Below are 12,853 nucleotides of genomic sequence, written 5' to 3'. Positions count from 1 at the left end.
GGGTGGGCGCGGTCGACCGCGCGGGTCCTTGGGAAGTTGGCGGCCTTCAGGCCGCATTGGGGGCGCTGTCCGCCGCAGGAGCGCGAGCCAGGTCGCGCAGGTAGACGAAGGGATAGATCCCGCGGGCATGGCCGTCGGAGAAGCCGAGATGGAGGGCATAGCCGCCCATCGGCTCGACCGTCGTCACCGCCACGGCCTCGAACGCTGCGGGGAACCGGTTCTCGACCCGATCGCGCGTGCACCACGCGCAGCGGCACCCCTGACGAAGCCCCTCGGCGCTCAGGCTCGCCGCAGCGCCGTCCTCCCAGGCGAGACGCAGCGCACGACCGCCACGGGCGAGCGTGATGCCGATCGGAACGGCGTCCGGGTCGAACGGCGGCTCGGCGGGAGATCTCATCGCAACATCCGTCTTCGGCCCTCTCATGCGGATGCATTAGGGCCCGGCCGACAGATGCGAGATAGCAATTAGTTGCCCGATCCCCGAAGACGGCGCGGTGCGAACTCATTCACTGCCGATCGACGAAACTCGACGAGCGTATGTTTCGAGCCGATCTCCGGCGGAGAAGGCTTGAGCGAGACGATCACCGAAGCGCGCTGACCAATGCTGCGAAGAAGTCGGCATCCACGATCGGAGGCGCGCCGGTCGGCTTCGACCGGGCGCCCCACATGGCGATCACGACATGCTCCTTCGGGTTCACATAGACATATTGTCCGAAAATCCCGCGCGCCGTGAATGCGCTCTCATTCGGCGTTCCCGGCGCGGCGCCGAGCGGCCACCACATGTAGCCGTAATTGACGGTCTTCCCGTTCAGCTCCTTCGGGGACCCGGCCTGCTCGAACCAGCCCTCGGGGACGACGCTCTCACCGTCGATCACGCCCTTGTTCAACACGAACTGGCCGAAGCGTGCGTAGTCGCGAAGGGTGGCGCTGAACCCGCTGCCTCCGACCTCCAGGCCGTTGGGGGACTCGACCCACCAGGTCGCATCCTGCTCCATGCCGAGCTTCGACCAAATCTTCTCGGACAGGTAGACGGACACGGGTCGTCCGACCGCGGCACGCACCAGGGCACCCACGAGATGGGTCTCGCCGGTGCTGTAGTTCCATGCCGTTCCGGGCTCGTGGGCGCGAGGCAGCTTGGCCATCATGGCCACGATCGTGCCCGGCTTCCCGTCGAGCTGTAGCTCCAGCATGTGCCGCCGGTCGGAGCGCGGGTCGGTGTAGGTCTCGTCCCACTTGGCACCGGAGGCCATCTGCAGGAGGTTTCGGACACTGACGCCCTCGTAGGCGCCTCCAACCAACTCCGGAAGGTACTGGGTGATCGGATCATCGATGCTCTTGATGTAGCCGTCCTTGATCGCCGCACCGACAAGCGTGGAACTGATCGACTTCGCGACCGACATCGACATCCAGCGGGTCGCCTCGTCGTTGCCCAGCTCGTAATCCTCGTACGCAATCTTTCCGTCCTTCAGAACGAGAAGGCCGGCCACCCGATTGAGCGAGAGGTAATCGAAGAGGTCGACCGTCCTGCTGCTCGACTGGAACTTCACATCCGTCAGCGGCTTCGGCGCAGGCTCAAGCCGGATGGCAGGGCCGCCCCGATTCACCGTCCGCGTGGGAAACAGCCGGTCGATGTTTCTGAAGGTGTTCGCCTGGAGGTCGGGGGTGAGGCGCCCATCGTAGACCTGCTGCACGGTTCCGATCGCGCCCGAGCGGCCATCCGACCCGTAGGCGCAGACCGCCGCGAAAACGCTGAGGCTGCAGAGAGCCGTCACTCCGGCCTTGCGGATCGAACCCTGCATCGCTCGCCTCTCCAATCGCGTAACCGTCTGCGCGCGATCGAACGCGGGGGCGTCGGTCGCGCGGGGCCATAGCCGTCGCCGTCGATCCGCGCATCGGTGCGTGGTCCCGCGCCTCGCTTCGTGCGAGGCGCGCGCCCTTGCGTGAGTGGCACGCGCCTCGTGGATCGCGCCGACGTCGGCGGGTGCTATGCGAGACCCCGCTGCGCTGCGGCGGTCCCCTCGACGGGCCGATCCGACGGAAGGACCGACTCGACCTCCTCCAGGCTCTGCTGACGCGGCTCGATGCCGAGCGTGACCACCGTGACGATCTGGAGGACGAGCAGGCCGATCATCAGGGCCATGACGCCGCCGATCCCGTAGGTCTGGAACAGGGAGATGACGATGAAGGGCGTGACGATGGTCGCCCCGCGCCCGAAGGTGTTGCAGATGCCGGAGGCCCGCAGGCGCACCTCGGTGGGGAACAGTTCGGGAATGTAGATGCCGAAGAGCAGCGCCACGAGGACGTAGATCGGCACGGTCAGGCCGAATCCGACGAGAGGGAGGAGCCACGGGTCGGTGGTGAGCGGATAGACGATCCCGAACAGGATCGCCGCCGCCGAGGCGCCGACGATGGTCGGCTTGCGGCCCCAGCGATCGGCGGTGAGGGCGCCGATGGCGCTGCCCACGGGCGCACCGAGGCCCATCAGCAGCGAGTAGCCGAAGGAGGTCGCGACGCTGAGGCCCTGTTTGATGAAGAAGACCGGCAGCCACGTCACGAAGCCGTAGAGCAGCGTGTTGATGACGATCAGGCAGAGGCAGCCGACGATCATCCGCGCGAGCAGCGGGGGGCGGAACAGGGTCGCGAACGCGATCTTCGGCGCCGGTGCCGAAACCGGCGCAGGCGGCGGCAGAACGCCGCCGCGGGCCGCCTGGGATTCGATCTGCCGAAGCAACGCCTCCGCCTCGTCGGTGCGCCCGACAGCCTCCAGCCAACGGGGCGATTCCGGCAGGTTCTTGCGCAGATACCAGACGCCGAGCGCCCCGAGGCCGCCGAGCACGAACATCGCCCGCCAGCCGAAGACCGGGATCACGAGATAGCCGATCAGCGAGGCGACCGGCAGGCCGGTGACCACGAATACCGCCATCAGCCCGAGCCAGCGCCCCCGCGAGCGGGCGGGCACGAACTCGGTCATCGTGGAATAGCCCACGACGTTCTCCGCGCCGAGGCCGAGGCCCATGATGAAACGCAGCGCGATGAGCGTCATCATGTTGGGCGCGAAGGCGGCCGCGATGGCCGCGAGGCCGAAGACCAGGAGGTTCGCCTGATAGGTGAACCGCCGCCCGTAGCGGTCCCCCAGGAAGCCCGTGAAGAACGAGCCGCCCATCATCCCGACGAAGGTCGCCGAGACGAACAGGGCGTTCTCCGGCAGGGTCGAGAAGCCGCTCTTCAGCGTGGCGCCGAGCACGGTCGCCGCGATGTAGATGTCGAACCCGTCGAAGAACATCCCGATACCGATCAGCCACATGATCCGGTAGTGGAACGGGCCGATCGGGAGCCGGTCGAGCCGGCCTCCCGCATTGACGGTCGGCGTCATGGCGTTTCCTCCGCGTTAGGGATAGGCGCGGAGGGCACCCGTCTGACGCGGGTCTGTCGCCCTCCGTCCGGGTTGCGTGGTCGTCAGTTCAAGCGGCGCTGGCCCGCCGTGTCGCGGTACCAGTCGAACGGGGTGTCGTGGGTCGCGACCATGACGCTCTTCACGTTGAAATGGTCGTCGAAGCTCTCGAGCCCGCATTCACGGCCGAGCCCGCTGTCATCGACGCCGCCCCAGGGGGAGGCAGGATCGAGCCGGTGATGGTCGTTCACCCATACGATCCCCGCCTTCACCGCCGCCGCGACCCGGTGGGCGCGCGCGACGTCCCGGGTGCGGATGGCGGCGGCGAGGCCGAAGGGCGAATCGTTGGCGAGACGCAGCGCCTCCTCCTCGTCCTTGAACGGCGTGACGCTGGTGAAGGGGCCGAACACCTCCTCCTGGAAGATGCGCATGTCGGAGCGCACGTCGGCGAAGACGGTGGGCTCCACGAAGAAGCCCTCCTCGCCGCCCGCGACCCGCGCCGCTTGCCCGCCGGCGACCGCCCGGGCGCCCTCGTCGCGGCCGTAGCCGGCATAGGCCAGCACCCGGTCGCGCTGCTTGCCCGAGATCACCGGCCCGAGTTGGGTGGCCGGATCGAAGGGATCGCCGATGCGGATGCTCTTCGCCTTGGCGGCGAGCTTCTCCACGAAGGCGTCGTAGATCGAGGCCTGGACGAGGTGGCGGCTCGCGCAGACGCAGGTCTGGCCGGCGCCGATGAAGGCGCCGAAGGCGGCGTAGTTCACCGCCTGCTCGAGGTCGAAATCGTCGAACACCATCACCGGCGTCTTGCCGCCGAGCTCCATCGTCTGATGCGCGAAGACTTTCGCGGCGGCGCTCCCGGCGATGCGACCCGCCTCGGTGCCGCCGGTCAGGACGAGCTTGTTGATGTCGGGATGCTCGGCGAGATGCTTGCCGGTCGTCGGTCCGAGGCCGAGGACGATGTTGAACACGCCCTTCGGCAGGCCCGCCTCCGTGAAGATCTGCGCGAGCTTCAGGGTGGTCAGCGGCGTGTATTCGGAGGGCTTCACCACGGTCGTGCAGCCGGTCGCCAGCACGACCGCGAGCGACTTGCACAGGATCATCAGCGGGTGGTTGAATGGCGTGCAATTAGCCACCACGCCGATGGGCGTGCGCCGCGTGTAGTTGAGATAGGACCCCTCAACCGGGATCACCGCGTCCCGCCGCGCCAGGGCGAGGCCGGCGGCGTAGCGGAAGAAATCCGGCAGGCGCGAAAGCTGGGCGCGGGTTTCGTTGATCGGACGGCCGTTGTTCAGCGTCTCGAGCTTGTAGAGGGTGTCGAGGTTGGCCTCGAACGCGTCCGCGAGGCGGTTCACCAGCCGGGCGCGCGCGCGGGTATCCAGGCCGCCCCATTCCTTCGACTCGAAGGCGGCGCGGGCGCTGCGCATGGCGCGATCCACGTCGGCTTGGGTCGAGTTGGGGATCCGGGCGATCACCGCTCCCGTGGCGGGGTTCCTCACGTCGATGAGCGGCCCGTCCCCAGCCTCGACCTCGCGTCCGTCGACGAAATTGCCCCGGGTCTCGACGGCAAGGTCCGGTCTCGTGATCATGTTCATGGGGTGATCTCCCTCAACGGATGACGGCGCTGCGTTCGAGCGCCGGGATGATGCGGCGCTGGGCCTGGGCGACGTGCTCGCGCACGAGACGCCGGGCCGTGCGTGCATCGCGCCGCTGGACGGCCTCGATGATCGCTCCGTGCTCCGCGATGAGTTGGTTGGGCTCGCGCCCCTTGATGCCCGCGAGGCTGACCCGCACGAGGCGGTCGGCCTGCTCGATCAGGTCCCGCGCCGTGGCCGCCATGCGGAGGTTGCCGGAGGCCTGGGCCAGGGCGGTGTGAAAGGCGCGGTTGTAGTCGATGAAGTCGGTGCCCTCGTCGAGCGCGCGGAAGGCGTCGAGGGATTCCAGCGCCTTCGCCGTTCCGGATTCGGCGGCATCGCCCGCGCAGGCCGGCTCGATCACGAGGCGGAAGGCCAGGAGATCGCGCGCATCCCCGATCGATATCGGGTTCACCTGATATCCCTGGCGCGCGTGAACGGTGACTAGACGCTCGCGCTCCAGCCGCAGCAGCGCCTCGCGCACGGGCTGGCGGCTCACCGCGTAGCGCTCGGCCAGTTCCTGCTCTCGCACCTCGGCGCCCGGCGGCATGCGGCACGCGAGGATCTCGGAGCGGATGGCGTGGTAGATGTTGTCGCGAAGAAGCACGGTTCTGACCCGATCAGGTTGCCTCAGGATTGCATCCGTGAAATATCACGTCAACGAAATTTTCGGGTGGCCGGCCGGTCGTTGCGGCTGTCCGACCCGGGAACGTGGAGGATGAGGATGCGGATCACGCTCGCTGGCGGACGGATCGCGGCGCAGGCATCGGGGGCCGGGGAGCCGCTCGTCCTGTTCCACTCACTCCTTGCCGACGCGGCGAGCTTCGCGCGGATCGCCGGGCCCCTCGCGGAGCGGTTCCGGGTGATCGTTCCGGACCTGCCGGGCTTCGGAGGGTCCGAGGCGGTCTCCGGCGGTCTCGAGGCCGTGGCCGACCGCATGGCCGAGGCCGTGCGGGATCTCGGCGGGCGCCCGACGGTGCTCGGCAACGGGTTCGGCGGGTTCGTGGCCCTTCAGATGGCGATCCGCCATCCCGGTCTCGCGCACCGCCTGATCCTGGCCGATTGCGGCGCCTGCTTCTCCGAGCCGGGCCGCCAAGCCTTCCGCACCATGGCCGCCGTCTCGCGCGAAAAAGGTCTGGGCGCTCTGAGCGAAACCGCGATGCGCCGCCTCTTCGCCCTCGATTTCCAGGCAGCGAACCCGGCGCTGATGCAGGAACGTCTGGCGGCCTTCCTGCGCACCGACCTGACGGTGTTCCGCGCCGCCTGCGATGCCCTGGCGGGGCTCGATCTCCGGCCGAATCTCGGTGCGGTCGACGCGCCGGTGCTGGTGCTCGTCGGCGAGCAGGACGAGGCGACGCCGCCGCCGATGTCGCGGGAGCTGGCGGCGGGGCTGCCGGACGCACGCCTCACGATCCTGCCGGGCTGCGCCCATGTCCCGCAATTGCAGGCGCCGGAGCTTTTCCTGGCGGCCCTGGGCCCGTTCCTCGACGAAGCGGTCCGCGCCGCCGAACTCGCGCCCACGGAGGCCTGAGGGCCGGCGCGCCCGGCCTCGGGCCGACACCGCCGGGCGATGCGTGTTCGGCGGCGAAGCCAGCGTCCATTCCGCGCTCGCGCGTCGGATGTCCGAACCGATAACCCTGCGGGTCGCGGCGGCCGCGATGCGCGAGCCGCAGCGCCTGCCGAGGTCTCTCGCCCACCTTCCGTGACGACCTCACGACCCAGGGCGCGATCTATGATTTGGCGCAGGCTCATTCGCACCTGCGGATCCTGCCCGAGACCCGCGATCGGACGGCGATGGCGCTTGTGGGATCGGACGTGGCGCAGGGAGCCGAGCCGGCGCTGCGGCATCGCTAGTCCGTGCCGCGCCCCCTTCGGATGGGCCTTGCGCACCGATCCGCCGCCCTGTCGGATTAAGGGCGAGTATCAGCCCTGTGAGCAGCACCGCCTCTGGTCTCGGAGATGCTCAGCCGCCGATTGCAGAACCTCGACAGCCGATTGGGGGTCCAACCCACGCATCTGCCACATGCGAGGCTCCAGGTCGGGGACGCGCTCAGCGTTTGGAGAGCGTTCGACGGATCAGCATGAGCACCTCAGGATCGTCGTAGAGCTTGAGGCAGCTGTCGAACCGCAAGGCAATTCCGCCTGTGGCCGTCAGAGGCGCTGGCGCCCTCGTGCGGCCGATCTCTGCCAGGTCCTTGTAGAGTGCGCCCGGTATCCGGCCGTTCTCGACAAGCCCGGCGGCCCAGGCATCCGCCTCACGCGCTATCGGGGTGTCGGGATATCGGCTCATGAGGCAGGACGCGAGCACGTAGGAGCGTGCAAGAGACAGGTCTTCGCTCGAGGCACTTCGCGGACGCGGCTTCGCAAAGGTCGATCCGGCGAGGGCCTGCAGCAGAAGCACGAGACCCAGCGTCGTGCGCGTCCCTCTCACAGCGGCCAAAGGACCATCTCCTCTACGGTGCCTTCGTTCTCTGCGGTGCTCGGATCGTCCTGTTGGGCGCGGTAATCGTCGTGATCGTTCTCTCGGAACGAGGATCCGTCCCAGAGGGCGATATGACCGGAGGCGCTCTGCCACCCGGCGACGCGAAAGGCGACGATGCCGCGCTCGCCCGCGAACGCGCCCTGAAAACCCTTCTTCACGATCTTGGGCGTCACCCCGATGGTATGGGTCAGGTAGGTTCGGAGTTCACGCACGCGGAACAGGTAGAGCTTCTTGTCGTCTCCGAGCAGAGCATTGAGATTCAACTGCTTGATCTGCTTGGCCGTGATCGGGTGGTTGCCATAGTTGAGCGCCCGCGACATCCGTGCCGCGCACGTGTTCCCGGCCGGGCCGAAGCCGGGCTCGTCGATGTTTCGCTTCAGGCCACCGCCCAGCCAACCGAACAGATCCTTCAAGGTCGGATACTTGCTGTGGTCGGGGAAATTCGCCCACATCAAATCGAAGCTCGGCTTGGCCACGATACACCTCGCGACGGTTCGACTGGTCGCCGAGATTGCCTGCGGCCTCGCGACCTGTCCAGTGCCCGTCAGGTTGATGGCCAGTCTTGATCGTCAGACTTACTCGATAGGAAGCTTGGCTATTGGCACGCAAACCTGATTTCAGCGCTCGCCAGCGCTGGAGTGCCGTGCGATATTACAGGTCGCCGCTCAAACCTGCACCGCCGCAGAATCCTCTCTGACCACGGTGGATCGAGCAGGACCGGGCAGCCTGTCCGGACGTGTGCGTCCCGTTCTCGAATTGATGCCGTCTCCGAACGAGGGCGTTCTACCCGTTGATGCGAGGAGGTCAGACATGCCGACCATGCTCATCCTGCGAGGCAACAGCGGCACCTTCCCCGACGAGAACGGCAATCCGAAGGATTACTCGAAGGGCGCTCTCCATGAGACCGCGGCAACCCAATATGCGCAGCGCGTCGGGTTCACCGGCGAGGTTCTCGACATCTCGGGCGATCGTGGGGGCAGCACCAGGTCGCGCAGTCCGCAGACAATATTTGCCCTGGAGACGTTCCAACGCCGGGACGATATCACTGCGTTCTACGGATTTTCCGGTGGGGGCTACAACGTCTACTGGATCCTACAGGCGTTGAGTGAGGCAGAACGGCAACGATTGACCTTGATTGCCGTCCTGGGTGCGCCCGAGACGGCGAAACAGAAATATGCCGCCTCGGCCTATCCGGGCGGATCGTGGCATTTGGTCTATCAATTGGATCCGCCCCTGTCAGCCGCACCCAAAGGAAAGGGTCTGAAAGACGCTCATATGTTCGGGCCGGATTGGTTGCTCTCGAAGACGCCCGCCGCGACCGCCGCTACGCCTTGATGTGTTCAAGGTGAAGGATTCAACCACCAAGGCCTTATTCTCAACTGCTCTGAGCGACCAGCGAGACGGCTGTCATCCTTCTCGATCGGCCGGTTCGGGCAGCGCAGACCGACTGAGGCCGCTGCATCAGCCCACACCCCGCTCATGGCCGCCAAGGCCTCCGCCGAGACCCCGGCGCCACTTTTTCGGATCCTGGACGTTGATCAGAACCGAAGCCGGTTCCCCGACCAGAACCAGGGCTTCCTTTCGAACCCAGAGAACCCCTGATGAAGCGCACTTTCCTGATCGTCGCTCTCTTCCTGTCCCCGGCCGTCTTGAGCATGCCGGCTCAGGCGCAAGGCACCGTCCGCGGCGCCGAACGCGGTATCGAAGACGGCAATCGTGCGGCCGGTCCTGTCGGCGGTGTCGTGGGCGGTGCCGTCGGGGCTGCCACCGGCACGGTCGGTGGGGTGCTCGGCGTCGATCCGGAGCCGCGTCGCGGCCGGGTCGAGGAGCGCGAGGAGCGGACCATCGTTCGCGAGCGCCGCGAGCGCTGAGACGGTCGGGCCGGCTGCAGAGCGCAGCCGGCCCGATGCCCGATGGGAATTCCAAGCCGCCACCGTGTCTCCCAGCACGAGCGGCATTGAATGGACGCCGGAATATTTTAAGATCCAGACGCGTGAACTCCTGAGGGAAGAGCACGCCGTTGCTGTCTCCCTCACCCGGCGTCGAGCAGGGTGATGCCGTCGAGCGCCAAGCTCTCGTCCGGACCGCGCGATAGCCAAGCCGTCAGGACGACCAGCCCAGCCGTCGTCACGAGCACGCGCGTGACAGGAGCGGAATGGGCGCGGGTGGCACGGATCAGCGCGCAGCCGCGTGCGAACGCGCAAGCCCGTGTGATCGGCAAAAGAGCGATCGCACTCATGCCCGCGTCCAGAGGCGCGCCGTGGCTGCCGAGATGGCGGCGATCGAGACGGCAACGCGCATCCGCCGAAGGCTGCCCGATGTGACCTGGTCGGCGAGACCGCGGCTCCACTGGCGGGACGGCGTCTCGCACCAACAATGCGTCCAAACAGCGAGGCCGAGATAGGCGCGCACGAGCGCATCGGCTGCGCCGTGCAGGGCGGCACCGTGACGCCGCGCTGGACCAGGGCGCGCGATTGGCTTAGCCAGCGCAATCCTCAGAGAACCCGATGTCGAGCCTCACCGCAGACCACCTTCGTGTCGCCGACGTGATGACGCGGGACGTCGAATTCATCGATCCACATGCGAGCGCGCAGGACGCGGCCGTCCTGATGGGCGAGATCGAGGTCGGTGCCGTGCCGGTCGGCTCGGCCGAGGATCTCGTCGGCATCGTTACGGATCGGGACCTGCTCTACCGGGTGGTGGCACGTGGACGCGACCCGACAGCCGTCACCATGCAGGAGGTGGCCTCCCGTCCTGTCCTGTCCTGCGGCCCGGACGACACGCTCCGCGCGGCAATGGACGTCATGGTTGCGAACTACATCCGGCGGTTGCCGGTGCTCGACGGACGCCGCACGGTCGTTGGGTGGCTGACCCTCGCCGACATCTCCCGGCACCTGCTCGTGAACGATGACGCCCTGCAGGTCTCCCTTCAGGCACTCACCGAAGGGTCCGATCCGCGCTGATCAGGCCCTGTAGCGGCGCTCCGCGGCGCGCACCGCCGCGGTCGGCAACGCGCGGTGCAGCGCGACGTAATGGGCGAAGGCCCATCCGGCGGGGCCCGCGCCGCGCGCGGCGACCAAGCACAGGATGAAGGCGATCAGCGCGGTATCGGGTTCCGCCAACAGGGCAAGGGCTGCGTCGAGGGGTGGGGGCGATTGAAGGGCGACGTCGAAAGCCGCGATCAGCGCGGCATCCGCCCCGGAGCTGGAGAGCCACGTCCGCACCCGGCCGGGGGCAGCATCCGCATCGCATGCACGGGCCGCCACCGCGGCAAAGCCCGCGAGAGCCGCGCGGTCCGCTTCGGCGAGCCGCGCCACGTTGACGCTCAGGGGCATCCGCGTCTGGTGCCGGTTCTGCAGGAAGCCGTAGAGCACCTTCTGGCCGACCGCTTCCGCGATCTGGCGACGGCTCGGCGGCATTTCGCGATGACGGCGATCGATTGCCTCTCGCGGGCTCTCGAGCGGCTGGCGCTCCGGTCGACCCTGGACTAGCTGCAACACCCGTTTCTCCCACCCCGCGCCGCAGCGTTCAGGTGTCCCCAGATGACCGTCGATCAAGTGCTCGCCTTCGGTCTGATCGGCGTAACCGTCGCGGCGTTCGTCTGGGATCGCCTGCCTTATGACGTCGTGGCGCTCACCGCGCTCGCCGCCGGCATAGCGATCGGCCTCGTGCCTGCCGACAAGGCCTTCTCTGGGTTCTCGGATGACATCGTGATCATCGTCGGGGCCGCGCTCGTCCTCTCGGCGGCGATCGCCCGCTCGGGCGCGGTCGAGACCCTGATGCGGCCGCTGATGCCCCATCTGACGAGCACAGGACGGCAGGTCCCAATCCTCGTGGGCGGGGTGCTGCTCCTCTCGATGGTGACGAAGAACGTGGGTGCGCTGGCCATCTTCATGCCGATCGCGCTGCAGCTCGCCCGCCGAAGCGGCACGCCGGCCTCCGCGATGCTGATGCCAATGGCCTTCGCCTCCCTGATCGGCGGCATCGTCACCCTCGTCGGCACCTCACCCAACGTGATCGTCTCGAAGGTCCGGGCCGATCTGACCGGCAAGCCGTTCGGCATGTTCGACTACGCGCCCGTGGGCCTCTGCGTGGCGGCAGCCGGCTTCGCCTTCCTGTGCCTCGGATGGCGCCTTCTGCCGCGGCGGGACGGAGGCACCCGCTCGATGGAGGCGGCCTTCACCCTCGAACGGTATACCACCGAGGCGCGCCTGCCGATCGGCCACCGGACGGTCGGCGGCACCGTGGCGGCGCTGGAGGCCGAGGGGGACGGCGACGTGCGGATCGCGACGGTCCTGCGCGAGCGCTTCCGGCGCTATCCCGCCAGCGCGGAGTTTCGCTTGCAGGACGACGACGTGCTCCTGCTGAACGGCGAGCCTGACGCGCTCGAGCGCTTCGTGGCGCGCACCGGCCTCACGCTCGCGGGCGCCGCGCCCGCAGCCGAGGCCGTCGTGATGGAGGGTGTCGTCACGGCGGAGTCCGACCTGGTGGGCCGAACGGCTGGTCAGCTCGATCTGGAACGCGCGTCGGGCCTCGGCATCCTCGCCGTGAGCCGGCGCGGCCGACGCATCGAGCAGCGCCTCTCCTCGGTCCGCTTCCGGCCGGGGGACGTGGTGGTGGTGCGCGGCCGAGCCGGCGCGCTGGCGCCCGCACTGGGCGCGTTCAAGGTGCTGCCCCTCGCAGCGCGCGAGATCGCCCTTGGCCGCAACGATCGGAGCTGGCTGCCGGCCGCGATCCTGCTCGCGGCGATGGCCTTGGTCGCCCTCCACGTCGTGCCGGTGGCGGTCGCCTTCTTCGGTGCCGTGGTCGCGATCCTGCTCCTGCGCAGCATGACGCCCCACGAGGCCTATCAGGCGGTGGAATGGCCGGTGCTGGTCCTGCTCGGCGCCCTGATCCCGATCTCCGAGACGGTCAGCAGCACCGGAGGGGCCGATCTCATCGCCGCGCACCTCACCACCCTGGTGCAAGGCTTGTCGCCTGTGATGGCGCTCGGCACGGTCCTCATCCTCGCAATGGCGGTGACGCCGTTCCTCAACAACGCGGCGACCGTCCTGGTGATGGGCCCGATCGCCGCCAAGCTTGCGACGCGGCTCGGCCTCAACATTGATCCGTTCCTGATGGCCGTGGCGCTCGGCGCAGCCTGCGACTTCCTCACGCCGATCGGACACCAGTGCAACACCCTCGTCATGGGACCGGGCGGCTACCGCTTCGGCGATTATGCGCGCCTGGGGTTTCCTCTCTCCCTCATCGTGCTGATCGTGGGCGTGCCGATGATTGCCTTCATATGGCCGCTCAGCCTTCGGTGACGTGCCCATCGCACCCCCTTCAGGCGCACCGACGAGAACGCCA

Annotated in this window: 14 protein-coding genes; 5 read left to right on the top strand and 9 right to left on the bottom strand. The window is 68.0% G+C overall.

The annotated features are described in order from the left end of the window. Window positions 1–46: 46 nt before the first annotated feature. The 5 genes from ACS5RC_RS02555 to ACS5RC_RS02535 all read right to left on the bottom strand — a co-directional run bounded on the left by ACS5RC_RS02555 (window position 47) and on the right by ACS5RC_RS02535 (window position 5,629). Window positions 47–397 carry a DUF971 domain-containing protein gene (locus tag ACS5RC_RS02555; RefSeq protein WP_478342246.1) on the bottom strand — a complete coding sequence of 117 codons (351 nt, stop codon included), beginning with the start codon at window positions 395–397 and terminating at the stop codon, window positions 47–49. 184 nt (window positions 398–581) lie between these two features. Then, a complete protein-coding gene (locus tag ACS5RC_RS02550) occupies window positions 582–1,799 on the bottom strand; it encodes a serine hydrolase domain-containing protein (RefSeq protein WP_478342245.1) in 1,218 nt (405 codons plus the stop codon). A gap of 185 nt (window positions 1,800–1,984) precedes the next feature. Continuing rightward, on the bottom strand, window positions 1,985–3,373 hold the full coding sequence (locus tag ACS5RC_RS02545; RefSeq protein WP_478342244.1) for an MFS transporter: 1,389 nt from the start codon (window positions 3,371–3,373) through the stop codon (window positions 1,985–1,987). 83 nt (window positions 3,374–3,456) lie between these two features. Next, window positions 3,457–4,977, bottom strand: a complete 1,521-nt coding sequence (locus ACS5RC_RS02540) for an aldehyde dehydrogenase (RefSeq protein ID WP_478342648.1) — start codon at window positions 4,975–4,977, stop codon at window positions 3,457–3,459. 19 nt (window positions 4,978–4,996) lie between these two features. Beyond that, on the bottom strand, window positions 4,997–5,629 hold the full coding sequence (locus tag ACS5RC_RS02535) for a GntR family transcriptional regulator (protein ID WP_478342243.1): 633 nt from the start codon (window positions 5,627–5,629) through the stop codon (window positions 4,997–4,999). Between the two features lie 117 nt (window positions 5,630–5,746). Here ACS5RC_RS02535 and ACS5RC_RS02530 point away from each other — a divergent pair, with 117 nt between their 5' ends. Further along, window positions 5,747–6,553 (top strand): alpha/beta fold hydrolase, encoded by an 807-nt coding sequence (locus ACS5RC_RS02530; RefSeq protein ID WP_478342242.1) that lies wholly within the window; start codon window positions 5,747–5,749, stop codon window positions 6,551–6,553. A 519-nt stretch (window positions 6,554–7,072) separates the two neighbouring features. Here the strand turns inward: ACS5RC_RS02530 and ACS5RC_RS02525 are convergent. Together ACS5RC_RS02525 and ACS5RC_RS02520 are read right to left on the bottom strand one after the other, a co-directional pair. Beyond that, window positions 7,073–7,423, bottom strand: coding sequence for a hypothetical protein (locus ACS5RC_RS02525; protein WP_478342241.1), 351 nt, complete (start codon window positions 7,421–7,423; stop codon window positions 7,073–7,075). 26 nt (window positions 7,424–7,449) lie between these two features. Further along, window positions 7,450–7,980: a T6SS effector amidase Tae4 family protein gene (locus tag ACS5RC_RS02520; RefSeq protein ID WP_478342240.1), complete on the bottom strand. Its 531-nt coding sequence runs from the start codon at window positions 7,978–7,980 to the stop codon at window positions 7,450–7,452. A gap of 334 nt (window positions 7,981–8,314) precedes the next feature. Here ACS5RC_RS02520 and ACS5RC_RS02515 point away from each other — a divergent pair, with 334 nt between their 5' ends. Beyond that, the gene (locus ACS5RC_RS02515) at window positions 8,315–8,839 is read left to right on the top strand and encodes a hypothetical protein (protein WP_478342239.1); all 525 of its coding nucleotides are present in this window, start codon (window positions 8,315–8,317) and stop codon (window positions 8,837–8,839) included. A 266-nt stretch (window positions 8,840–9,105) separates the two neighbouring features. Continuing rightward, window positions 9,106–9,375 carry a hypothetical protein gene (locus ACS5RC_RS02510; RefSeq protein WP_478342238.1) on the top strand — a complete coding sequence of 90 codons (270 nt, stop codon included), beginning with the start codon at window positions 9,106–9,108 and terminating at the stop codon, window positions 9,373–9,375. Window positions 9,376–9,536: 161 nt separating this feature from the next. On the opposite strand, the gene ACS5RC_RS02505 is transcribed toward ACS5RC_RS02510, so the two are convergent. Beyond that, window positions 9,537–9,743, bottom strand: a complete 207-nt coding sequence (locus ACS5RC_RS02505; protein WP_478342237.1) for a hypothetical protein — start codon at window positions 9,741–9,743, stop codon at window positions 9,537–9,539. A 268-nt stretch (window positions 9,744–10,011) separates the two neighbouring features. On the opposite strand from ACS5RC_RS02505, the gene ACS5RC_RS02500 reads away from it, so the two are divergent. Further along, on the top strand, window positions 10,012–10,467 hold the full coding sequence (locus ACS5RC_RS02500) for a CBS domain-containing protein (RefSeq protein WP_478342236.1): 456 nt from the start codon (window positions 10,012–10,014) through the stop codon (window positions 10,465–10,467). Here the strand turns inward: ACS5RC_RS02500 and ACS5RC_RS02495 are convergent, their stop codons facing one another. Next, window positions 10,468–11,061 (bottom strand): hypothetical protein, encoded by a 594-nt coding sequence (locus ACS5RC_RS02495; protein WP_478342235.1) that lies wholly within the window; start codon window positions 11,059–11,061, stop codon window positions 10,468–10,470. Here ACS5RC_RS02495 and ACS5RC_RS02490 point away from each other — a divergent pair. After that, a complete protein-coding gene (locus ACS5RC_RS02490) occupies window positions 11,047–12,810 on the top strand; it encodes an SLC13 family permease (RefSeq protein WP_478342234.1) in 1,764 nt (587 codons plus the stop codon). The genes ACS5RC_RS02495 and ACS5RC_RS02490 overlap by 15 nt on opposite strands. The last annotated feature ends 43 nt before the right edge of the window (window positions 12,811–12,853 follow it).

It is taken from the genome of Methylobacterium sp. HJ2 (assembly GCF_056431005.1).
This window is presented reverse-complemented; position numbering and strand designations above follow the sequence as displayed.